This window comes from [Micrococcus luteus] ATCC 49442 (assembly GCF_010367585.1).
Lineage (GTDB): Bacteria > Actinomycetota > Actinomycetes > Actinomycetales > Micrococcaceae > Arthrobacter > Arthrobacter luteus_A.
In genome coordinates this window covers 1,602,942-1,625,318 of record NZ_JAAAXP010000001.1, presented here as the reverse complement: position 1 = coordinate 1,625,318, position 22,377 = coordinate 1,602,942, and the positions used below count along the sequence as shown (strand labels likewise).

Genomic DNA, 22,377 nt, shown 5'->3' with positions numbered 1-22,377 from the left:
GAGTCCACGCGCCGGATCAGGCCTGCAGTTCCCAGACCACGGTGACGCTCGCGCCGAGGCTCGCGTGCCCAGTCTCCACGTTGATGGCGTCGGCTGCCACGGCCCGCTCGAGCCTCGCCACGGGAACGGGTCCTGATGCGAGGGGGCGCTCGGCAACGGACACCACCGCGCCGAGCGTGGCTGATGCGAGGGCGGCGTACTGTTCGGCGGCGGCTGCGGCGTCTTGCCACGCAGCGGCCCGGGCCCGGGCCAGCACGGCCGATTCATCCGCGAAGCCGAGCTCAAGGCCGTTCAGCCGGACGTCGTCGCCGCCCGCCTCAACCACGGCCGCGATGACGGCGGACGCAGCGGCCATCTGCCGGACGCGCACGGTGAGCATGCTGGACGCCACATAACCCGCCACATGCTGGCCCTCGCCGTCGCGCCAGACGAGCTCCGGGCGGACGTTCAGCCCGGAAGTCCGGATGTCCGCGTCAGCCACGCCGTACTGGCGGAGCGCACCGGATACGGCAACGGACGCTGTTCCCGCATCAGCGTAGGCGGCACCCACGCCCGCCCGGCGGCATTCGACGCCCACAGAGAGGGTGAGCAGGTCCGGCGGCGCTTCCGCCGTTCCCGTACCTGTCACGGTGACGGTCCTCGTGCTGGATTCGCCTGCCATAATCAGACCTCGATTCCGCCGGGTCCGCGGGGAGCCGGCCTTGGTGTCCTGATGTCAACGTAACCGCCGGCGGCCAGGCCGGCGCGCCGTTCAAAGAAGTTTGCCGACGCCGGGTTGCCTGTCCTGAGCTGTGACCAGCCAGCGGCCAGGAAGTACAGCGGAAGGAAGGGCGCGCCCAGGCACCAGGCATATTGGGTACAGTGCTTTTCCTCGTGCCCCAGGAGAGCCGGGTTGGCCAGAAGCTGTTCAGCCGGCAGCCGGCAGATGACCACGTTCCCCAGGACGAAGGCGCCGGCGAAGGGGACGCGCCACGCATAGCCGGAAGCGATGATCAGCCCGCGTGGCCCCTTGCTGACAGCAGTGCGCGCAGCGCGGGCCACCGCGAGGCCGAGCAACGTGCTGCCGTTAGCGGCGTTCGCGAACTGCCGCAACCGTTGTCCCGCCGATACGTGCACGGAGGAAAAGGGCCGTGATCCTCCCGGGTGCCGCCGTTCTGCCATGAGGCCATGGTAGCCGGAGCGTTCAATTAGACTGGAGGATAGTGGCCGCCGGTATTTCTCCAGTCGGTATTTTCCAACCGGTAATTCCCAGTGGCCCTGACCTGGTCATCGAGTGCGTTCGTTGTGGATGCGCGGAATGACCTGCCAGTGACGGATGAGCCGCCGGGAAACCGCGCAGGTCTGCCCTGGTCTTTTGAGGAAATTCATCAGCCCCGACTCGTAGCTAAGAACAGTAGATGACTGAAACTTTGCCGGGCGCCGCCATCCCGAATCCCACGGATGAAGCCGCCATCACTGCCGCTGTAGACCAGGCCATCGCCGCCATTGCCGGCGCGGGCTCCCTTGACGAACTCAAGGCGGTGAGACTGGCGCACACCGGTGAGAAGTCACCGCTCAGCCTCGCCAACCGCGAAATCGGCAAACTTGCCAAGGAGCAAAAAGCCGTAGCCGGCAAACTTATGGGCTCGTCCCGCGGCAAGGTCAACAAGGCGCTCGCGGACCGGACAGCCGAGCTGGAAGCCGAAAACGACGCCCGGATCCTGCTGGAAGAGACCGTTGACGTTACAGCGGCGCCCCGCCGTCGTCGTGCGGGCGCACGCCACCCGCTCTCCACGCTGCAGGACCGTGTGGCGGACATCTTTGTGGGCATGGGCTGGGAAATTGCCGAAGGCCCCGAGGTGGAATCCGAGTGGTTCAACTTCGATGCACTGAACTTCAAGCCGGACCACCCGGCCCGCGAAATGCAGGACACGTTCTTCGTGGAGCCGCCCGAGGCCCACCTGCTGTTGCGTACCCACACCTCCCCGGTGCAGGTCCGCTCCATGCTGGAACGCGACGTGCCCATCTATGTGCTGTGCCCCGGGAAGGTGTTCCGTACCGATGAGCTGGACGCCACCCACACCCCGGTGTTCCACCAGTTCGAGGGCCTGGCCATCGACAAGCACCTGAGCATGGCGGACCTCCGCGGCACGCTGGAGCACTTCGCCCGGCAGATGTTCGGCGACGAAGCCCAGATCCGCCTGCGCCCCAACTACTTCCCGTTCACCGAGCCGTCCGCCGAGCTGGACATCTGGCACCCGGGCGCCAAGGGCGGTCCGCGCTGGATTGAATGGGGCGGCTGCGGCATGGTCAACCCCAACGTGCTCCGCGCCGCGGGCATCGATCCGGACATCTATTCAGGTTTCGCTTTTGGCATGGGCATTGAACGCACCCTCATGTTCCGCAACGAGGTAGGCGACATGCGAGACATGATCGAAGGCGACGTACGTTTCAGCGAGCACTTCGGGATGGAGATCTAACAGTGCGTATCCCACTTTCCTGGCTGCGTGAATTCGCAGCAGTACCGGCCGGAGCAACGGCCGAAGACGTGATGGCCGAACTGGTCAAGGTCGGTTTTGAAGAAGAGGACGTCCACCGCCCCACGGACACCCTGCAGGGCCCCGTCGTGGTGGGCCAGGTCCTGAGCATCGTCAAGGAACCCCAGACCAACGGCAAAACCATCAACTGGTGCCAGGTCCGGGTTGTCCCCGAAGGCCAGGCGCAGACCCTGACCGGCGACGGCATCGACCCCTCCGGCGTTCAGGGCATCATCTGCGGCGCCCACAACTTCGTGGAGGGCGACAAAGTAGTTGTCACCCTGCCCGGCGCCGTCCTGCCCGGCGACTTCCGCATCTCCGCGCGGAAGACCTACGGCCACCTGTCCGCCGGCATGATCGCCTCCGTCCGTGAACTGGGCATCGGCGAGGACCACGACGGCATCCTGGTGCTGTCCCGGATCGGGCTGGACCCGGAAATCGGCACTGACGCCATGGACCTGCTGGGCCTGTACGACGAGGCAGCCGAGATCAACGTGACGCCGGACCGCGGCTACGCCTTCTCCATCCGTGGTGTGGCCCGCGAGTATGCCCATGCCACGGGAACCGTCTTCACCGATCCTGCCGCCAGGGTGCAGGCCCCGGCGGAGCTCTCCGGCGGCTACGGCGTTAAGCTCAACGACGACGCACCCATCTACGGCAAGCCGGGCTGCGACCGTTTCGTGGCCCGCACGGTCCGCGGCGTGGATGCCACCCGGCCCACCCCGCCGTGGATGACTTCGCGGCTGAGGCTGGCCGGCATCCGCTCGATCTCGCTGCCGGTGGACATCTCCAACTACGTCATGCTGGAGCTCGGCCAGCCCACGCACTGCTATGACCAGGACAAACTGTCCGGTGACATCGTGGTGCGCCGAGCCGTCGCAGGGGAGAAGATCACCACTCTGGATGGCAAGGAACGCACGCTCGACGTCGAGGACCTGCTCATCACCGACGGCTCCGGCGCGATCGGCATCGCAGGTGTCATGGGCGGCGCGGCAACCGAGGTGAGCGGTTCGACGTCGGCCGTCCTGGTGGAGGCGGCCCACTTCGACGAGGTGTCCATCGGCCGTTCCCGCCGCCGCCACAAGCTGCCGTCCGAGGCGTCCAAGCGCTTCGAGCGCGGCGTGGACTGGCACGTGGCCGACATCGCCGCCCAGCGCGTGGTTGACCTCCTGGTGGAGCTCGCCGGCGGCCTCGCTGACCAGGCGGGGACCGACGTCGGGACCGCGCCTGACGCCGTGACCATCACGTTGCCTGCGGCCTTCGCCGCCCAGCGGATCGGCATCGACTTCACCGAGGACCAGATCGTCACCTCGCTGGTGGACCTCGGTGCCGTGGTGGACAAGGCCGACGGCGGCTGGACCGTCACCGCCCCAAGCTGGCGCAGCGACCTGGAAACCAAAGAGGACCTCTCCGAGGAAATCGCGCGGCTGGTGGGTTACGACAACATCCCCGCGACCCTCCCCGTGGCCCCTCCGGGACGTGGCCTGACGCGCGTGCAGCAGCAGCGCCGCCGGCTCATCCAGGCGCTGGCTGACGCCGGGCTGACCGAAGTCCTGGCCTACCCGTTCGTCTCCAAAGCGGCCAATGACACGTTCGGCGTCGCGGAGCAGGGCACGGCCCGGAGCGCGGTCAAGCTGGCCAACCCGATCAGCGAGGAACACGGCTACCTGCGGACCTCCATCCTTCCCGGGCTCATCGAGGTGGCCAAGCGGAACCACTCCCGCGGCTTCCGTGACCTGGCGCTCTTCGAGTCCGGCCTTGTCTTCCTGCCGGACGGCACTGTGGGAACGCCGTCCATCCCGCCGCTGGGCGTCAAGCCTGCCGACGAGGTACTGGATGCACTGTACGACGGCGTCCCGGACCAGCCGCTGTACGTCGCCGCTGTCCTCACGGGCCACGATTCTCCCGCTGCCGCCGGCCATACGCCGCGCCTGTGGGACTGGTCCGATGCGCTGGACATTGCCCGGCTCGCCGGGGATGTCCTGGGCGTGGAGGTAGTAGTCAGCCAGGGTGCGCACCAGGCGTTCCACCCCGGCCGTGCCGCCCAGCTCTCGCTGCGGACCGGCGAGGTGGTGGGCTACGCCGGTGAGCTGCACCCGAAGCTCCTGGCCGCGCACGATATGCCGGCCCGCTCGGTGGCGGTGGAGTTCAACGCCGATGCGCTGTTCGAGGCTGCCGCGGACGTCATTGTGGCCCGCCACATCTCCACGTTCCCCGTCGCCACCCAGGACGTTGCCCTGGTTGTGCCGCAGGACATTCCGGCGGATCAGGTCCTCGAGGCGCTCCGTGAGGGCGCCGGCGAGCTGCTGGAGGATGTTGCGCTGTTCGACGTCTACGCCGGCAAGGGCATTGAGGAAGGCAAGAAGTCGCTGGCCTTCGGCCTGCGGTTCCGTGCGACGGACCGCACGCTGACGGCCGACGAGGCGTCGGCTGCCCGTGAGGGCGCCGTGGCACTGGCTGCCGAGCGCTTCGGCGCCGTCCAGCGCTAGGCCGCTGATCTCCGTGGCGGGGCCGGCGGCACTGCGTCCGGTCCTGCGTTCCTGCCCTCCCGGTCATCCGGGAGGGCAGGAAGTGGAGCTGCTGGGGCCCACCGAGCTGGAGCGGGCTGCCGCCCTGGCACTTGGTCCCCGGGCTACTTTCGTGGCCGGCCGGCTGGCGCTGCGAAGCTTCGCCGCAGACCTGCTGGGTGTCCCGGCGTCGGAGCTCGCCACACACTTCAGCTGTCCCCGGTGCGGTACCGGTCCCGGGTTATCCCATGGCCGGCCCGGGTACGCTTTGCGCGGGAAACCGGTTCCGCTGGCCTTGAGCCTGGCCCGGAGTTCCGGCTGGATCCTGCTCGCAGCCGTGGTGGAACCGCCTGAAGGCCTAACTATCGGCGTGGACCTGGAGGATCCGGCCCGCCTGGATTTTGACGGGTTCGATGCTGTAGCCCTGACCGAGGCAGAACGTGCAGCCCTCGCCGGACTGTCCGGGCAGGCCTTGGTCCAGGAACGGGCGCGACTGTGGGCGCGCAAGGAAGCCTGGCTCAAGATGACCGGAACCGGCCTGACCACCGCACCGGACACCCTGGACGTTCTTCGCCGCCCGGAAATCCGTGACCTGGCGGCAGGCGAGGCGGGCCTGCCGCGGAACTTCCGTGCCGCCGTCGTGCTTTCACCTGCCGGGTATCAGCGCCCGGAACTAACGCAGCACGGCCCCGCTAGCGCACAGGCAGCGGCGGTAGCGCCGTCTCGTGGAGCCAGGGATGCAGCAGTGCCTCGGAGTCCAGCCCCGTGGTTCGGTCAGCGGCCAGGATAAAGGCGGCGGTGGACACCGACCCATGCCGGTGGGTGCTGGTCCAGTCGTGCAGCAGCGCGAAGAATGCGAGGTCGCCGCACTTGACCCGCAGGGCGTGCAGGGCCAGGGCCCCGCGTTTGTACACGCGGTCATCAAACATCAGCTCCGGACCGGGGTCGCCCACAACGATATCCTGGCTGCCGGCGGCGAGCTTCCGCCAGGCCGCGGCAGCCCGGTCAGCCACGGTCATAACGCCGGCCTCCTCGGACCAGATCCACTCCGCGTAGCAGGCGAACCCCTCGTGGAGCCAGATGTCCGCCCACGAAGCGGCCGTGAGGGAGTTGCCGAACCACTGGTGGGCGAGCTCGTGGGCGATAAGCCGCTGCGACTCCCACTCCTGCGTCAGGTGGTTCCGGCCCAGAATGGACAGCGTCTGTGCTTCAAGCGGGATCTCCAGCTCGTCCTCCGTCACCACCACGGTGTAGTCGGGGAAGGGGTAGGGCCCGAAGCAGCTGGCGAACGTACGCATCATCTCCGGCTGCCGGGCCAGGCCTTCACGGGCCGTTTCGGCCAGGAGCGCAGGGACGGCCGCAAACTGCGGGACCTGCCCTGCAGCGTGGGCCGGAGCCAGGCTGAGGAGCTCGTAGCGGCCGATCTGAACGGTGGCCAGGTAGGTTGCCATGGGCTCCGGCTGCTCATAGACCCAGGTTTCGCGGCTGGCCCTGGTGCTGTGGGAAACCAGCTCCCCGTTGCACACGGCCCGGTAGCCGGCATCGGTGGTCACGCCGATGCGGTAGCTGGCTTTGTCTCCCGGATGGTCGTTGCAGGGGAACCAGGAGGCTGCGCCGTTAGGCTGGCCAGCCACGAGGACGCCGTCGGTCAGTTCCTCCCAGCCCACCTCGCCCCAGAAGCCGCGACGGGGGACAGGGTTGCCCTCGTACCGGATGTCTAGGGTGAAGGCCTCGCCCGCGGGCAGGGCGGCGTCGGGAACAATGACCAGTTGCTCCGCACGCTGGCTGTACTTGCGCACCTTGCGCCCGCTGAGTTGGATCTTGGTGGCCCGCAGCCCGGTCAGGTCCAGCACCAGGGCCGCCGTCGCGTACTGGGTGACAGCGTGCAGGACTGCGCGCCCGCTGAGGCGGTTACTGCTGAGCTTGTAGTCCAGGTCCAGTTCGTAACGGGTCACACGGTAGGCGTTGGTGCCATGGCCGGGCATATAGGGATCGGGCGCCGCAGCGCCTTGCTCCGAGGTGCGTGACGGGCCGGTACTGGCGGCCGTTGGGCTCGGTGCGGGGGAACTCATAAGACAGTATTTCCGATCAACAGAGGCGGCAGTGACAACTGGTGCTGCGGGGCTACCTTGGTTTCGGCGCCGGCACTGCGGGGCCGCTCCAGGGGCTTACCGGGTTGCCCATCCAGTAGGTCGAGGCGGGAACCGATTCGCCCCGCATCACCAGCGACGCGGGTCCTACCGTTCCGCCACGTCCGATGCTTGCCTGGGGAAGGATCACGCCGTGGGGCCCCATGGTTGCTCCGTCTTCGAGGGTAACAGTGTCCAGGCTCATGACCCTGTCGTGGAAGAGGTGCGTTTGGACCACACAGCCGCGGTTGACGGTGGAATTCCGTCCCAGGGTGACCAGATCCGCTTCCGGGAGCCAATAGCTTTCGCACCAGGTGCCGCGGCCGATTTTCGCACCGAGCGACCGGAGCCACCAGACCAGTGCGGGTGTGCCCGTTGCCGCCCGGGCGAACCATGGGGCGCTGACCATTTCAATAAACGTGTCCACCACCTCGTTGCGCCAGATAAAGGAACTCCAAAGGGGGTGCTCGCCTTCACGGATCCGGCCCACGAGGATCCATTTTGCGACGACGGCGCTGCCCGCTGCCACCGCTCCGGCCACCAGCATGACCACTCCGCCCACCGCGGCGGCAATCCCGTAGTTGTACGTGGCCGCCAACCAGTCGAAGGCGAGGATCACACCGGCGGCGATGGCCACCGTGGTCACCACCGGGACGAACCGGCCCAGTTCCCAGAGGCAGCGGGCGAACTTGAGCCGCAGCGGGGGCTCGTACGTGCGGGTGTCGTCCGAGGCGATCGCCGTGCGGCGGAGCCGCACGGGCGGGCTGCCCAGCCAGGATGTTCCGGACTTGGCCTTGGCCGGCGTGGCGGACAGGACGGCGACGAGTGAATTCTTGGGGACGTTCCGGCCGGCCGCTGTCATGCCGGAGTTGCCCAGGAAAGAGCGTTTGCCGATTTTTGCCGGCGCAATCCGCAGCCACCCGCCGTCGAGCTCGTAGGACGCCACCATGGTGTCATCCGCGAGGAAGGCACCCTCGCCCACGGTGGTCATCTTGGGGATGAGCAGGACGGTGGAGGCTTCGACGTTTTTGCCGATCTTCGCCCCGAGCAGGCGGAGCCAGACCGGGGTGAAGAGGCTGGCGTAGACAGGGAAGAGCAGGTCACGGGCCAGGTCCAGGACCCGTTCGGTGGCCCAGACCTGCCAGCCGATCCGGCTGCGGACGCGGTAGTAGCCCTCCTTAAGGCCAATGCCAAGCAGCCGCGTGGTGGCCAAGACGAGCAGCAGGTTGACCACGAACCAGACCAGGGCCGCCGGCGCGAGGGCAAGCAGGAGCTGGGGGACCGCCGCGGACAGCGAGTCGCTTCCCCGGATGAAGGTGAAAACCCCCGCGGCAGCGGCCGCGGCCGAGATATATGGGATGAGTGCGAGGGTGGCCGAGGCGAGGGCGAATCCGGTGAACCAGAGCCTGCCAATCAGCCGGTGTTCAGCGGGCATGTCCGGCACCGTGTGTTTGGCCTTGCCGCGGCGGACGGCCGGCGAGCCGGCCACGTGGTGCCCGGCCTTGACTTTGCCAAGCACGGCCGAGCCCGGCTCCACCTGGGCTCCGGCGCCGATCGAGGCGCCGGGCATCAGCGTGCTGCGCGCCCCGACACTGGCACCTGCGCCGATGCGCACGGCACCGATGTGGACAACGTCACCGTCAATCCACCAGCCGGAAAGATCCACCTCAGGCTCCACGTTGGAGCCGCTGCCGAGGGAAAGCAGTCCGGTGACAGGCGGGAGCGAGTGCAGCTGGACGTTGTTGCCGATCGTGGCACCCAAGGCCCGGGCGTAGTACGGCACCCACGGTGCGCTGGCCAGGCTGATGGCGCCGGCCAGGTCCTGGATCTGTTCCGCCAGCCACAGGCGCAGGTGTACGCGTCCGGAGCGCGGGTACGTGCCCGGCACCACCTTGCGGAGCAGGATCCGGGCGGCAGCGATGGAGATCAGCATGCGGCCGGCAGGAGAAACGAACACCAGCCAGGACGCGGCCACCCACCACCAGGACAGAGTGGGGGCAGCGCTGAAGCCCGCGAAAGCGGACAGCAGGTTATTGGCGGCCATGAGATAGGTCAACCAGCGCATCCCCACGAGGATGTGCAGCGGAATGCCCATCAGCGTCTGGAAGACCTGCGACTTGAACGCGGTGGGGCGGACCGTCCTATCCGGCACCGGCCCGGCGGCCATCCCTTCCGGAAGGGATTGGCGGGCCGTATCAATCAGCGCACCGATTCGGGGCGTTGCATAAATGTCCGCCACCGTGATGGTGGGATAGCGCACCCTGAGGGCCGAAACCAGCTGGGCGGCCGACAGGGAACCGCCGCCGTACGCGAAGAAGTCGGCGTCGAGGCTGGTGACCGGGCTGCCCAAGACGGCGGCCCACTGCCCGGCAACCCAGGCGGCGTCCTCGGGGAGGTTCAGCGGTGCGGCGTCCGCATCTGCTGCACCGGACCCGGTCAGCGGCCAGGGCAGCGAGTGGCGGTCCACCTTGCCGCTGGTCTTGGTGGGCAGCGATTCCACCACAGTCAGCAACGGGATGAGCGGGGCCGGCAGGCTTGCCGCCAGGTGTTCGCGGGCGGCCACCAGGTCCAGGTCCGGGTCGGCGGCGGCCAGGTAGCCCACCAGGATCTGGTTGCCGGCCGCGGTGGTCTTGACGGCCGCGGCAGCTCCGGCGACATGGGGGAGGGCCTGGAGGGCAGCGTCAATTTCACCCAGTTCGATCCGGCGTCCGCCGAGCTTGACCTGTTCATCGGCGCGGCCCATAAAGATCAGGCCTTCGGCTTCGTAACGGACAAGGTCGCCGGAACGGTAGGCGCGCGCCCAGCCGAAGGTGGGCATCGGCGCGTACTTCTCCCGGTCCTTTGCCGGGTCCAGGTAGCGGGCCAGTCCGACGCCGCCGATGATCAGCTCACCGATTTCGCCTTCACCGACGGGCAGGCCGTCCCTGTCCACCACGGCCAGGTCCCAGCCGTCCAGCGGCAGGCCGATGCGAACGGGACCAGGGCCGCCCAGGGGAGCGGCGCAGGCCACCACCGTGGCCTCGGTGGGGCCGTAGGTGTTCCAGACTTCGCGGCCGGGGACGGCAAGGCGCTCCGCGAGTTCAGGCGGGCAGGCCTCGCCGCCAAAGATCAGCAGCCGGACATTCTCCAGGGATTCGGCCGGCCACAGGGCGGCAAGGGTGGGGACTGTGGACACAGCCGTGATGCCGTGGTTAATGAGCCAGGGACCGAGGTCCGTGCCTGTCCTGACCAGCGCACGCGGGGCGGGCACCAGGCAGGAGCCATGGCGCCAGGCCAGCCACATCTCTTCGCAGGAGGCGTCAAAGGCAACGGAGAGTCCTGCCAGTACCCTGTCCTGCGGGCCGAGTGGTTCCTCCTGGAGGAAGATCCTGGCCTCGGCGTCGACGAAGGCAGCGGCGGAACGGTGCTGGACCGCGACACCCTTGGGAGTGCCGGTGGATCCGGAGGTGAAGATGATCCACGCGTCATCGTCCGGCCCGGCGGAACGGCGCGGCGCTGCTGTGCCCCGGGCGGTGGCGGGGTCTGTTGCGTCCTTGGGCTCGGCAAACGTGACGGCGTCCCCGCCGGTCAGAACTGCTGCAACACGGGCCTCACCGAAGACCAGCCGGGCACGCTCCTCGGGGTCGTCGGCGTCGACCGGCACGTAGGCGGCGCCGATGTGGAGGATGGCCAGGATCGCGATGTAGAGCTCGTTCGTCCCGGAGGGGATACGCACGCCGATCCTGTCGCCGGCCCCGAGTCCTGCCGCCTGCAGCTCACGCCCCTTGGCCCGGATGGCGGCCATCAGGTCTGCGTAGCTCAGGGACCGCCGGCCGTCGTCGAGCGCGGACGCCTCAGGAAAACGGGCGGCCGAGTCTTCCAGGATGGCCATCAGGGTCCGCTCGGGCGGTGCCAGGCGCAGGCCGGCCAGCTGGGGGCGGTACAACTCTGCCGGCAGGGATGCTACGACGTTCGACAAGTGCTCACTCACCGTCAGATTGTTCCCGGTCAAGGTGAACGGAAGGTGTCCCCGATTTGTTGAAGGTTCACATTCCGTTCACCTTGACCCGCGCGGATGTCAGGGAACCAGCAGCACCTTGCCTGTGGTTCGCCTGCCTTCGAGGTCTTCATGCGCGCGCCGGGCTTCGGCCAGGGGATAGGTTCCACCGATCCGGACGTCCAGGCTGCCGTCCGCCACGGCGCCGAAAATCTCGCTGGAACGCCACACCCGTTCCTGCGGATTGCCGAGGAAATCGGCCAGCTTGGGCCGCGTCAGGGAAAGTGATCCGCCGGCGTTGAGCCGCTGCGGATCCACCGGTGGCACCGCGCCGGAGGCCGCGCCGAACAGGACGAGGAAGCCCCGGGTGCGCAGGCTGGCCAGCGAGCTGTCGAACGTCTCCTTCCCCACGCCGTCGTACACCACATCCACGCCCACACCGTTGGTGAGTTTCCGCACCGCGTCCGCGAAACCTTCGTAGCGGAGCACCTCGTCCGCGCCGGCGGCCCGCGACAGGTCCTCCTTTTCGTCAGTCGAGACGGTGGTGATGACGCGGGCACCCCGGGTCTTCAGGAGCTGGGTGATAAGCAGCCCCACGCCGCCGGCGCCGGCGTGGACCAGGACGGTATGCCCGGGCTCCACCCTGAAGGAGGAGTTGATGAGGTAGTGGGCGGTCATGCCCTGCAGGGGCAGTGCCGCGGCGGTGTGCAGGTCAACGCCGTCGGGGACAGGCAGCGCTTTGTCCGCGTCCAGGACGGTGTATTCCGCATAGCACTTCTGGCCCTCGGCGGTGGCCACGCGGCTGCCAACAGTAAACCCGTCGACGCCCTCGCCCACTTCCTCAACAGTTCCTGCTGCTTCCGAGCCGGGCGTGAAAGGGTAGGCAACTTTGTACATGCCGCCGCGCTGATAGGTCTCGATGAAGTTGACGCCTGTGGCCGCCACTTTGACCAGCAGCTGGCCCGGTCCGGGCGCCGGACGCTCAACCTCTGCGAACTCGAGGACTTCCGGACCGCCGGACTGGCGGGCAAGGATGGCATGCATAAAGGGTCTCCTCTCCGGGGCGGGGATTTCCCGGGCCGGTTTCTCTGACCATCCTAGGGACACCGCAACCGACGACGAAGCGACGGCCGGTAGCCGGCCGTCGCTTCAGGTCATGCGGCGTGTCGCGAAGTGTTCAGTCGGCGCTAGTAGCGCCGGGTCACCGTGGCCATGGGGCACTCGAAGTGGCGTCCGGCGGAGAGGCCTACGTTGTTGAGGTAGCGGACGATGATGCCGTAGGACTGGAGGAGCGTGGTTTCCGTGTAGGGAACCTGGTGCTTGGTGCAGTACTCGCGGACGATCCTGGCAGCCTTATCCAGCTGGGGCCGCGCCATGTCAGGGAACAGGTGGTGCTCGGCCTGGCGGTTCAGGCCGCCGAGCAGGATGTCCATAAAGCGGCCGCCGGCGATGTTCCGTGAGGTCAGGACCTGCCGGCTGAAGAAGTCCACCCGGCTGTCTGCCGGCAGGACGGGCATGCCCTTGTGGTTCGGTGCAAAGGAAGCGCCCATATAGAAGCCGAAGACGGCCAGTTGCACACCGATGAACGCGAACGCCATTCCCAGCGGCAGGAAGGTGAAAGCCAGGACGGGCAGGGCGCTGAGGCGGACCAGCAGGATGGGCAGTTCCACCCAGCGGTGGGTCACCTTGGCGCGGCGGAAGACAAACTTGACCGAGTCAATCTGGAGTCCCAGGCCAACCAGGAACAGGAGCGGGAAGAAGAACCAGCCCTGCTTGCGCGTCAGGAACGAGAACCGGCCCTGCCGGTCGGCAACGGCTTCGGTGTGGAATGCGATGGGGCCGGGGGCAATGTCCGGATCCTTGGAGATGACGTTGGGGTGGTTGTGGTGGGCGCCGTGCTTCTGCTCCCACCAGGAGTAGCTCATGCCGGCAACCGAAGTGGCCAGGATGCGGGCGGTCCAGTCATTGGCGCGGCGGGAGGCGAAGATCTGGCGGTGCCCTGCCTCGTGGGCCAGAAAGCTCAGCTGGGTGCAGAGGACACCCACTGCTGCGGCAATGAGGAGCTGGAACCAGCTGTCACCGATCAGGGCGAACCCGAACCAGGCCGCCGTCATCAGCAGGACGAGGCTGGAGAACAGGGTGATGTAGAAGCCGACGCGGCGTTCCAGCAGGCCTTCAGCCTTGACGGTCTTCAGCAGCTCCGAGTAGCTCAGGACAACGGCGTTGGGCTTCCGGACACGCGATTGAGGGCGCTCAGCTGCGGGGAAAGTGGTGGACATGAAGCGGGGCCTCGTAACTGTTACGGGCAACGCTGCAGCCGACATTCGGTCTGCACGGTCAGGATCACCCTCATCAAGCATACGCCCGGGTGTCCAGCAGGCTCCTCGAAGCACGAGGGCATTGATGCATAAATATCGGGCATAATGAATAGTTTTGCTGTAAGATTCAGTGCATGACTATTTCTGTTGCCGTCTCCGGGGCCAGCGGTTACGCCGGGGGAGAAGTCCTGCGCCTGCTTGCGGGCCACCCGGATGTGACCATTGGTGCCATCACCGCGCACAGCAATGCGGGTTCCCGCCTGGGCGAGCTGCAGCCGCACCTGCTCGGGCTCGCCAGCCGCATCCTCGAAGACACCACGGTGGAAAACCTTGCGGGCCACGACGTCGTCTTCCTGGCGCTGCCGCACGGTGCGTCCGCCGAGATCGCGGCGCAACTCCCCGAAGGCACCATAGTCATCGACGCCGGCGCAGACCACCGGCTCGAGGATGCGGCCGCGTGGGAAAAGTTCTACGGCTCCGCGCACGCCGGAGCGTGGCCTTATGGCCTGCCGGAACTGCCGGGTCAGCGTGACGCACTCAAGGGTGCCACCCGGATCGCCGTTCCCGGCTGCTACCCGACGTCGGCCCTGCTGGCGCTGACGCCCGGGTTTGCCGCCAACCTGCTGCAGCCCGACGACGTTGTGATAGTTTCCGCCTCCGGCACCTCGGGTGCGGGCAAGGCTGCGAAGGTGAACCTGATCGGCTCTGAGGTCATGGGTTCCATGAGTCCCTACGGAGTGGGCGGCGGCCACCGACATACGCCGGAGATGGAACAGGGACTCTCCAATGCCGCCGGCGAACGCGTCACTGTCTCCTTCACCCCCACGCTGGCACCGATGAGCCGGGGCATCCTCACCACCGCCACCGCCAAGGTCAAGCCGGGCACTACAGCCGCGGAGCTCCGCCAGGCATGGATGGACGCCTACGACGACGAACCGTTTGTCCATCTGCTTCCGGAAGGGCAGTGGCCCGCCACCAAGTCCGTTGTTGGGTCCAACCATGCAGCCATGCAGGTGGCGCTGGATGAACACACCGGCCGCGTGATCGTCACGTGTGTCATTGATAACCTCACCAAGGGGACTGCCGGCGGCGCTGTGCAGTCCATGAATATTGCTCTTGGCCTGCCTGAAATGGCCGGCCTCAACCTGCAGGGAGTTGCCCCGTGACCGTTACCGCCCCCCTGGGATTCCGGGCCGCCGGCGTCACCGCCGGACTCAAGACATCCGGCAATCCGGACCTTGCCCTGGTAGTCAACGATGGCCCCTCCAAGGCAGCAGCCGCCGTCTTCACCAGCAACCGGGTGGCGGCTGCCCCCGTCCACTGGTCCCGTCAGGTAGTTTCGGACGGCCGGGTGGACGCCGTGGTGCTCAACTCCGGGGGTGCCAACGCCTGCACCGGTCCCCAGGGATTCCAGAACACCCACAGCACCGCCGAGAAGGTGGCAAAGGTCCTCGGCATTTCGGCAACGGACGTTTTTGTCTGCTCCACCGGCCTGATCGGCGAGCAGCTGCCCATGGACAAGATCCTGCCGGGCATTGAGGCTGCATCCGCGGCCCTGAGCACCGACGGCGGCCCGGAGGCAGCCACCGCGATCATGACCACGGACTCCGTGCCGAAGTCCGCGCTGTTCATCGGGTCTGATGCAGACGGCCAGGAATTCACCATCGGCGGGATCGCCAAGGGAGCCGGCATGCTGGCGCCCGGGCTGGCCACCATGCTGGTGGTCCTCACCACTGATGCCGTGGTGGAACCCGAACTGCTCGACGTCGTCCTCCGCGACGCCACGCGCGTCACCTTTGACCGGGCTGATTCGGACGGCTGCATGTCCACGAATGACACCGTGGTGCTGATGGCTTCGGGCGCGTCCGGGGCAGTTCCGTCCGCCGAAGCGTTTGGTGAAGGGCTGACCAAGGTCTGCGCGGAACTGGCACGCAAGCTCATCGGGGACGCCGAGGGTGCCAGCCACGACATCGCCATCCGCACATTCAACGCAGCAACAGAGCGCGACGCTGAAACCGTCAGCCGCTCCGTGGCCCGGTCCAACCTGTTCAAGGCCGCAATCTTCGGCAAGGATCCCAACTGGGGCCGCGTGCTGTCGGCCGTGGGCACAACGGACGCCGTGTTCGAACCCGACCAGCTGAACGTGGCCATGAACGGCATCCAGATCTGCCGCAACGGCAGCATTGGTGACGACCGCAACCTGGTGAACCTGGAACCCCGCGAAGTCCTGGTAGAGATCGACCTGCAGTCCGGTAAAGCTGAGGCAACCATCTGGACCAACGACCTCACACATGATTACGTCCACGAGAACAGCGCCTACTCAAGCTAGATCCGCCGGCAACCCTGGAGATACCTGCAGCATGAACACCCAGACCCGCGAGACCACGTCCATGAGTGATGCCCAAAGCAAGGCCGGCACGCTGATCGAGGCGCTGCCCTGGATCCAGCGTTTTGCCGGCACCACCATGGTGATCAAGTACGGCGGCAACGCCATGGTCAACGACGAGCTGCGGCGTGCGTTCGCCGAAGACGTGGTTTTCCTCCACCACGTAGGCATCCACCCCGTGGTGGTCCACGGCGGCGGACCCCAGATCAACTCCATGCTGGCGCGCCTGGGCATCGAGTCAGAATTCAAGGGCGGACTCCGTGTCACCACTCCCGAAGCCATGGACGTCGTCCGGATGGTCCTCACCGGCCAGGTGGGCCGCGAACTGGTTGGCCTGATCAACTCCCACGGGCCCTACGCAGTGGGTATGTCCGGCGAAGACGGCGGCCTGCTCCAGGCCGTCCGCACCGGAACCGTCATCGACGGCGAGGAAGTGGACCTGGGCCTGGTGGGCGAAGTGGTGGGCGTGAACCCGGAGGGCATCCTGGACATCCTGGCCGCGGGCCGCATCCCGGTCATCTCCACCGTGGCACCGGAAATCGAGTCCGACGGCGAGACAGCGGCCGGCGAGGTCCAGACCACCGGTCAGGTCCTCAACGTCAACGCCGATACGGCAGCGGCTGCCGTCGCCGAAGCCCTCGGAGCATCCAAACTGGTGATCCTCACCGACGTCGAAGGCCTCTACGCCAACTGGCCGGACAGGTCCTCACTCATCTCCTCCCTGACGGCTACGGAATTGCGCGAGCTGCTGCCGTCCCTCGAATCAGGAATGATCCCGAAGATGGAAGCGTGCCTCAAAGCCATCGACGGCGGAGTGGAACGCGCGCACATCGTGGACGGCAGGCTGCCGCACTCCATGCTCCTGGAAACTTTCACGACCGCAGGCATTGGCACGCAGGTCGTCCCCGACGAGGAAGTGAACGCATGAACGAAATCCAGCAAACCCCCGTGGCTGAACTAGCCGACACCCCGGTCACCGAGCTGGTCGAAACCTCGGGACACACCAGTGGCGCCGAGTGGCTGGCCCGCTACTCGACGTCGCTGATGGGTGTTTTCGGGACGCCCCAGCGTGTGCTGGTCCGGGGTGCCGGCTGCCTCGTGTGGGATGCCGACGGGAAGGAATACCTGGACCTCCTGGGCGGAATCGCCGTCAACGCCCTGGGCCACGCCAACCCGTTTGTCACGTCCGTGATTTCCAGCCAGCTCGCCACCCTGGGGCACGTCTCCAACTTCTTCACCAGCCCCACCCAGATCGCGCTGGCCGAGAAACTGCTGGCCCTGGCGCACGCCCCGGCCGGCTCCAAAGTGTTCTTCGCCAACTCCGGCACCGAGGCTGTCGAGGCGGCCTTCAAACTGGCACGCCGGAACGCGGGTACGGACGCTGCGCCCCGGACCAAAATCATCGCCCTCGAGGGAGCCTTCCACGGGCGCACCATGGGAGCCCTGGCCCTGACAGCCAAGGAAGCCTACCGGGCGCCGTTCGAGCCCCTGCCCGGCGGCGTGGTCCACATCCCGTTCGGCGATGCCGCAGCGCTGGAAGCCGCCATCGACGAGACGGTGGCCGCCGTCTTCCTGGAACCCATCCAGGGCGAAGCCGGCGTCCGGCCCCTGCCGGCCGGTTACCTGAAGGCAGCCCGCGAGGGGACCACCAAGGCGGGCGCCCTGCTGATCCTGGACGAGGTCCAGACCGGCATCGGCCGCACCGGCAAATGGTTCGCCAGCGAGGACGCCGGAATCGTTCCGGACGCCATCACCCTGGCCAAGGGCCTGGGCGGCGGGTTCCCCATCGGTGCGCTGCTCACCTTCGGCGGGGAGACGTCCTCGCTCCTGTCCGCAGGCCAGCACGGCAGTACCTTCGGCGGCAACCCGGTGGCGACGGCGGCCGCGCTGGCCACGCTGCACGCGATCGAAAGCCATCGGGTGCTGGAGAACGTCGCAAAGGTGGGGGAGTACCTCCGCGCCGGGCTGGCCGACGTCGACGGCGTCACGGAAGTCCGCGGCGAAGGCCTGCTAATCGGCTTCGACCTCGATGCCGAGGTGGCTCAGGCTGTTGTGACCGCCGGGCTGGATGCCGGGTTCATCGTCAACAGCCCGGGACCGCGCACCGTCCGGCTTGCCCCGCCGCTGGTCCTCACCACGGAACAGGCCGGCACGTTCCTTGCCGCCCTGCCGGCCCTCCTCCAGACAGCTAAGGACGCGCAGTGACCCCTGTAGTCTCTTCCACCGGCACTGCCGGCACCACCCGCCACTTCCTGAAGGACACCGACCTCAGCCCGGCCGAGCAGGCTGAGGTCCTGGACCTTGCCGTCCGGATGAAGGCGGCGCCGTACAGCGTGCAGCCTTTCGCCGCGGAGGGGAACGGCCGCAAGACCGTGGCTGTCATCTTCGACAAAACCTCCACCCGCACCCGGGTGTCCTTCGCCACCGGCATCGCCGACATGGGCGGCAACGCGCTGATCATCAACCCCGGCGAGGCGCAGATCGGCCACAAGGAATCGGTGGAAGACACCGCGAAGGTCCTGGAGCGCATGGTCTCCACCATCGTGTGGCGCACCGGTGCCCACTCGGGGCTGGTGGCCATGGCGGAAAACTCCAAGGTGCCGGTCATCAATGCCCTGTGCGATGACTACCACCCCTGCCAGCTCCTCGCAGACCTGCTCGCCGTCAAGGAACACAAGGGCGAGCTGGCGGGCCTGACCATGGCCTACCTCGGCGATGCCGCGAACAACATGGCCAACTCCTACCTTCTGGCTGGAGTCACGGCCGGCATGCACGTCCGCATCGCAGGCCCTGAAAGCTACCTCCCGGCGGACGAAATCGTCGCTGCCGCCGAGGAACGCGCCGCCCAGACCGGCGGGTCCGTCCTGGTCACCACTGATGCCGCAGCTGCCCTTAATGGTGCCGACGTCGTGGCAACCGACACGTGGGTCTCCATGGGCCAGGAAGCCCAAAAGGCAGAACGGATGCAGCTCTTCAAGGAGTACGCGGTCGATGAGGCAGCGATGGCACACGCGGCGGATGACGCCGTCGTGCTTCACTGCTTGCCCGCATACCGCGGCTACGAGATTTCAGCAGGCGTCATCGACGGCCCGCAGTCGATCGTCTGGGACGAGGCCGAGAACCGGCTGCACGCCCAAAAAGCGCTGATGGCATGGCTCATGCACCGGTCCGGGCTGGCCGTTGTGGAGGGCCTGTCACCGGTTGACGGGCTCGCGCCGGTTGACGGGCTCGCGCCGGAGGCCGGCAGCTAGTGTCCGTTCCGTCCGCTGCGCCGGGCTCCAGCCCGGCCACCAAAACCGCCCGCCAGGCGCGCATCACCGCCATCCTCACGGGTGAATCGGTGCGCTCCCAGGCGGAGCTGGCCGCGTTGCTGGCGGACGACGGCGTCCAGGTCACCCAGGCCACGCTTTCGCGGGACCTCGTGGAGCTCGGCGCTGTCCGGGTGCGCGGCAAGGAAGGCGTCCTGGTCTATGCCGTCCCCGGTGAAGGCGGCGAGCGTGCGGCCAAAAGTGGTGTCAGCCAGGAAATCCTGGATGCCAGGCTGGCGCGGCTCTGCAGCGAACTGCTGGTCACGGCGGAAGCCTCGGCCAACATCGCGGTTCTCCGGACGCCGCCCGGCGCCGCGAACTTCCTGGCCCTGGCCATCGACCACTCGGTGATGCCGTCCATCCTGGGGACCATCGCCGGTGACGACACCGTGCTGCTGGTCTCCCGGGATCCGCAGGGCGGGCAGGACCTCGCCGCCCGGTTCCTGCAGCTGGCCGAAGAAGCAGGCGGCAGCCAGCAATAGCCTGCTGCTTAAGACCTGCCTGCGTTGTGACAGGCTTTCCCTAGAAGAATTTCCCGAACAGAAATCCCAACCCCCAATAAGAGGAGCATTTTCGTGACTGAGCGTATTGTTCTGGCCTACTCCGGTGGCCTTGATACTTCCGTAGCCATCGGCTGGATCGGTGAAGCCACCGGCGCCGAGGTCATCGCCGTAGCGGTCGACGTCGGACAGGGCGGCGAGTCGCTGGAGACCATCCGCCAGCGCGCCCTGGGCTGCGGCGCCGTCGAAGCCTACGTGGCCGACGCGTCCGACGAGTTCGCCGACGAGTACTGCATGCCGACGCTGAAGGCGAACGCCCTCTACCAGGGCCACTACCCGCTGGTCTCCGCCATCTCCCGCCCGGTCATCGTCAAGCACCTGGTCAAGGCCGCCCGCGAATTCGGCGCCACCACTGTTGCCCACGGCTGCACCGGCAAGGGCAACGACCAGGTCCGCTTCGAAGTGGGCATCCAGACCCTCGGCCCGGACCTGAAGTGCATCGCCCCGGTCCGCGACCTCGCCCTGACCCGCGACAAGGCCATCGCCTTCGCCGAGGAAAAAGGACTGCCAATCGAGACCACCAAGAAGAACCCGTACTCCATCGACCAGAACGTCTGGGGACGCGCCGTCGAAACCGGCTACCTCGAAGACATCTGGAACGCCCCCACCAAGGACATCTATGACTACACCGCCACCCCGGAATTCCCGCCGGCCCCGGATGAAGTCACCATCTCCTTCGAAGCCGGCATCCCGGTAGCGATCGACGGCGTCCGGGTCCCCCCGCTGCAGGCCATCAAGGAACTGAACCGCCGCGCCGGCGCCCAGGGCGTGGGCCGCATCGACGTCGTCGAGGACCGCCTCGTGGGCATCAAGTCCCGCGAAATCTACGAAGCCCCCGGCGCCATGGCGCTGATCACCGCGCACAAGCACCTCGAGGACATCACCGTCGAGCGCGAGCAGGCCCGCTTCAAGGCCACTGTTGGCCAGCGCTGGGCCGAGCTGGTCTACGACGGCCAGTGGTTCTCGCCGCTCAAGCGCTCCCTGGACGCCTTCATCGAGGACACCCAGAAGTACGTCTCCGGTGACATCCGCATGACCCTTCACGGCGGCCAGGCAGTGGTCAACGGACGCCGCTCCGACACCTCGCTGTACGACTTCGACCTCGCCACCTACGACACCGGTGACACGTTCGACCAGTCGATGGCACGCGGCTTCATCGAGCTGTGGGGCATGTCCGCCAAGGTTGCCTCCGGCCGCGATATCCGCGTCGCAGGTCAGTAAGTGGCTTCCGCTACAAACGAAGGTGCACTGTGGGGCGGCCGCTTTGCCGGCGGCCCCGCCGACGCCCTCGCGGCGCTGAGCAAGTCCACGCACTTCGACTGGCGGCTGGCCCGCTACGACATCGCCGGATCCAAGGCACACGCCCGCGTGCTGCACAAGGCCGGGCTGCTGGACGACGCCGAGCTCGAGGGCATGCTTGACGCCCTGGGCCGGCTGGACGACGACGTTGCTTCCGGTGCCTACCTGCCGGCAGAGTCCGATGAGGACGTGCACGGGTCACTGGAACGCGGACTGATCGAGCGCGCCGGTACCCAGCTGGGCGGCAAGCTCCGCGCAGGACGGTCCCGCAACGACCAGGTGGCCACGCTGGGCCGCATGTTCCTGCGCGACCACGCCCGGATCATCGCACGTGGTGTCCTCGCCACCATTGAGGCGTTGGTGGACCAGGCCAAGGCGCACCGGGGCGTGGCCATGCCCGGCCGCACCCACCTGCAGCACGCCCAGCCGGTCCTGCTCAGCCACCACCTGCTCGCCCATGCCTGGGCGCTGCTGCGCGATGTGCAGCGGCTCCAGGACTGGGACAAGCGCGCCGGCGTTTCGCCCTACGGTTCGGGTGCCCTCGCGGGTTCCTCCCTGGGGCTGGACCCGGAAGCGGTTGCAGCTGACCTGGGCTTCTTCTCCGCAACCCACAACTCGATCGACGGCACCGCCTCCCGCGATGTCTTCGCCGAGTTCGCCTGGGTTTGTTCGATGATCGGGGTGGACCTGTCCCGCGTCTCGGAGGAAGTCATCCTGTGGGCCACGAAGGAGTTCTCCTTTGTGACCCTGCACGATTCCTACTCCACCGGTTCATCGATCATGCCGCAGAAGAAGAACCCTGACGTGGCTGAGCTGGCCCGCGGCAAGGCGGGGCGCCTGATCGGCAACCTGACCGGGCTGCTGGCGACGCTCAAGGGCCTGCCGCTCGCGTACAACCGCGACCTGCAGGAGGACAAAGAGCCGGTCTTCGACGCCGCCGACACCCTGGAACTGCTGCTCCCGGCCGTTTCGGGCATGATCGCGACGCTGAAGTTCAACACGGAACGGATGGAGTCCCTGGCACCCCAGGGCTTCGCGCTGGCTACGGACATTGCCGAATGGCTGGTCCGGCAGGGCGTTCCGTTCCGCGAGGCCCACGAACTCTCCGGCGCCGCCGTCAAGCAGGCCGAAAGCCGGGACGTGGAGCTGTGGGACCTTACGGACGAGGAATTCGCTGCTATCTCGGAGCACCTCACACCCGAGGTCCGCACGGTCCTGTCCACGGAGGGGTCGCTCAACAGCCGCAACTCCCAGGGCGGAACAGCACCCGCCGCCGTCGAACGCCAGCTGCTTGCGCTGGAAGCCGAACTCGCCGGCGTCCGGGAGTACGCGCACTAACCCTCACGCGAAGGGGCCCACACCGGCAGGGTTCCCTGGC

The 22,377-nt window shown here is 67.4% G+C and carries 17 protein-coding genes; 11 read left to right on the top strand and 6 right to left on the bottom strand.

Going from position 1 to position 22,377, the window contains the following annotated elements; genetic code table 11:
* Positions 1 to 16 precede the first annotated feature (16 nt).
* Together GUV69_RS07295 and GUV69_RS07290 are read right to left on the bottom strand one after the other, a co-directional pair.
* Positions 17 to 661, bottom strand: a complete 645-nt coding sequence (locus tag GUV69_RS07295) for an SIMPL domain-containing protein (RefSeq protein ID WP_164201039.1) — start codon at positions 659 to 661, stop codon at positions 17 to 19.
* Positions 662 to 663: 2 nt separating this feature from the next.
* Entirely contained in the window at positions 664 to 1,161 is a 498-nt protein-coding gene (locus GUV69_RS07290; RefSeq protein ID WP_164201037.1) for a hypothetical protein, read from the bottom strand.
* 236 nt (positions 1,162 to 1,397) lie between these two features.
* Here GUV69_RS07290 and pheS point away from each other — a divergent pair, with 236 nt between their 5' ends.
* The 3 genes from pheS to GUV69_RS07275 all read left to right on the top strand — a co-directional run bounded on the left by pheS (position 1,398) and on the right by GUV69_RS07275 (position 5,813).
* On the top strand, positions 1,398 to 2,459 hold the full coding sequence (pheS, locus tag GUV69_RS07285) for a phenylalanine--tRNA ligase subunit alpha (RefSeq protein WP_164201035.1): 1,062 nt from the start codon (positions 1,398 to 1,400) through the stop codon (positions 2,457 to 2,459).
* 2 nt (positions 2,460 to 2,461) lie between these two features.
* A complete protein-coding gene (gene pheT / locus GUV69_RS07280; protein ID WP_164201033.1) occupies positions 2,462 to 5,005 on the top strand; it encodes a phenylalanine--tRNA ligase subunit beta in 2,544 nt (847 codons plus the stop codon).
* Between the two features lie 82 nt (positions 5,006 to 5,087).
* Positions 5,088 to 5,813, top strand: a complete 726-nt coding sequence (locus tag GUV69_RS07275) for a 4'-phosphopantetheinyl transferase family protein (protein ID WP_244292645.1) — start codon at positions 5,088 to 5,090, stop codon at positions 5,811 to 5,813.
* Here GUV69_RS07275 and GUV69_RS07270 read toward each other — a convergent pair.
* The 4 genes from GUV69_RS07270 to GUV69_RS07255 all read right to left on the bottom strand — a co-directional run bounded on the left by GUV69_RS07270 (position 5,716) and on the right by GUV69_RS07255 (position 13,407).
* Entirely contained in the window at positions 5,716 to 7,095 is a 1,380-nt protein-coding gene (locus GUV69_RS07270) for a M1 family metallopeptidase (RefSeq protein ID WP_164201031.1), read from the bottom strand. The two genes, GUV69_RS07275 and GUV69_RS07270, sit on opposite strands and share 98 nt — an antisense overlap.
* 52 nt (positions 7,096 to 7,147) lie before the next feature.
* Positions 7,148 to 11,023, bottom strand: coding sequence for a Pls/PosA family non-ribosomal peptide synthetase (locus GUV69_RS07265; protein WP_164206303.1), 3,876 nt, complete (start codon positions 11,021 to 11,023; stop codon positions 7,148 to 7,150).
* Between the two features lie 186 nt (positions 11,024 to 11,209).
* Positions 11,210 to 12,172, bottom strand: coding sequence for a quinone oxidoreductase family protein (locus GUV69_RS07260; protein ID WP_164201029.1), 963 nt, complete (start codon positions 12,170 to 12,172; stop codon positions 11,210 to 11,212).
* Between the two features lie 143 nt (positions 12,173 to 12,315).
* Positions 12,316 to 13,407: a fatty acid desaturase family protein gene (locus GUV69_RS07255; RefSeq protein ID WP_164201027.1), complete on the bottom strand. Its 1,092-nt coding sequence runs from the start codon at positions 13,405 to 13,407 to the stop codon at positions 12,316 to 12,318.
* A gap of 173 nt (positions 13,408 to 13,580) precedes the next feature.
* On the opposite strand from GUV69_RS07255, the gene argC reads away from it, so the two are divergent.
* The 8 genes from argC (at position 13,581) to argH (ending at position 22,337) form a co-directional block, all read left to right on the top strand.
* Positions 13,581 to 14,612 (top strand): N-acetyl-gamma-glutamyl-phosphate reductase, encoded by a 1,032-nt coding sequence (gene argC / locus GUV69_RS07250; protein ID WP_164201025.1) that lies wholly within the window; start codon positions 13,581 to 13,583, stop codon positions 14,610 to 14,612.
* Positions 14,609 to 15,775 carry a bifunctional glutamate N-acetyltransferase/amino-acid acetyltransferase ArgJ gene (argJ, locus tag GUV69_RS07245; protein WP_164201023.1) on the top strand — a complete coding sequence of 389 codons (1,167 nt, stop codon included), beginning with the start codon at positions 14,609 to 14,611 and terminating at the stop codon, positions 15,773 to 15,775. The genes argC and argJ overlap by 4 nt, the downstream gene beginning before the upstream one ends.
* A 31-nt stretch (positions 15,776 to 15,806) precedes the next feature.
* Entirely contained in the window at positions 15,807 to 16,760 is a 954-nt protein-coding gene (gene argB, locus GUV69_RS07240; RefSeq protein ID WP_164201021.1) for an acetylglutamate kinase, read from the top strand.
* On the top strand, positions 16,757 to 18,037 hold the full coding sequence (locus GUV69_RS07235; RefSeq protein WP_164201019.1) for an acetylornithine transaminase: 1,281 nt from the start codon (positions 16,757 to 16,759) through the stop codon (positions 18,035 to 18,037). Before argB ends, GUV69_RS07235 begins: the two co-directional genes overlap by 4 nt.
* Entirely contained in the window at positions 18,034 to 19,083 is a 1,050-nt protein-coding gene (gene argF, locus GUV69_RS07230) for an ornithine carbamoyltransferase (RefSeq protein WP_164201017.1), read from the top strand. Before GUV69_RS07235 ends, argF begins: the two co-directional genes overlap by 4 nt.
* Complete coding sequence (locus GUV69_RS07225; RefSeq protein ID WP_164201015.1) at positions 19,083 to 19,622, top strand: arginine repressor; 540 nt, start codon at positions 19,083 to 19,085, stop codon at positions 19,620 to 19,622. The genes argF and GUV69_RS07225 overlap by 1 nt, the downstream gene beginning before the upstream one ends.
* A 93-nt stretch (positions 19,623 to 19,715) precedes the next feature.
* Positions 19,716 to 20,921, top strand: coding sequence for an argininosuccinate synthase (locus GUV69_RS07220; protein ID WP_164201012.1), 1,206 nt, complete (start codon positions 19,716 to 19,718; stop codon positions 20,919 to 20,921).
* On the top strand, positions 20,922 to 22,337 hold the full coding sequence (gene argH / locus GUV69_RS07215) for an argininosuccinate lyase (protein WP_164201009.1): 1,416 nt from the start codon (positions 20,922 to 20,924) through the stop codon (positions 22,335 to 22,337). It begins immediately after the preceding gene.
* Positions 22,338 to 22,377: the final 40 nt, after the last annotated feature.

What these genes read in the sequence shown, in the direction of transcription:
- GUV69_RS07290 (WP_164201037.1), bottom strand. Translation starts at nt 1,161, where the DNA reads ATGGCAGAACGGCGGCACCCGGGAGGATCACGGCCCTTTTCCTCCGTG.
- GUV69_RS07295 (WP_164201039.1), bottom strand. Translation starts at nt 661, where the DNA reads ATGGCAGGCGAATCCAGCACGAGGACCGTCACCGTGACAGGTACGGGA.
- GUV69_RS07270 (WP_164201031.1), bottom strand. Translation starts at nt 7,095, where the DNA reads ATGAGTTCCCCCGCACCGAGCCCAACGGCCGCCAGTACCGGCCCGTCA.
- GUV69_RS07265 (WP_164206303.1), bottom strand. Translation starts at nt 11,023, where the DNA reads ATGGCCATCCTGGAAGACTCGGCCGCCCGTTTTCCTGAGGCGTCCGCG.
- argC (WP_164201025.1), top strand. Translation starts at nt 13,581, where the DNA reads ATGACTATTTCTGTTGCCGTCTCCGGGGCCAGCGGTTACGCCGGGGGA.
- GUV69_RS07260 (WP_164201029.1), bottom strand. Translation starts at nt 12,172, where the DNA reads ATGCATGCCATCCTTGCCCGCCAGTCCGGCGGTCCGGAAGTCCTCGAG.
- argB (WP_164201021.1), top strand. Translation starts at nt 15,807, where the DNA reads ATGAACACCCAGACCCGCGAGACCACGTCCATGAGTGATGCCCAAAGC.
- pheS (WP_164201035.1), top strand. Translation starts at nt 1,398, where the DNA reads ATGACTGAAACTTTGCCGGGCGCCGCCATCCCGAATCCCACGGATGAA.
- GUV69_RS07255 (WP_164201027.1), bottom strand. Translation starts at nt 13,407, where the DNA reads ATGTCCACCACTTTCCCCGCAGCTGAGCGCCCTCAATCGCGTGTCCGG.
- GUV69_RS07235 (WP_164201019.1), top strand. Translation starts at nt 16,757, where the DNA reads ATGAACGAAATCCAGCAAACCCCCGTGGCTGAACTAGCCGACACCCCG.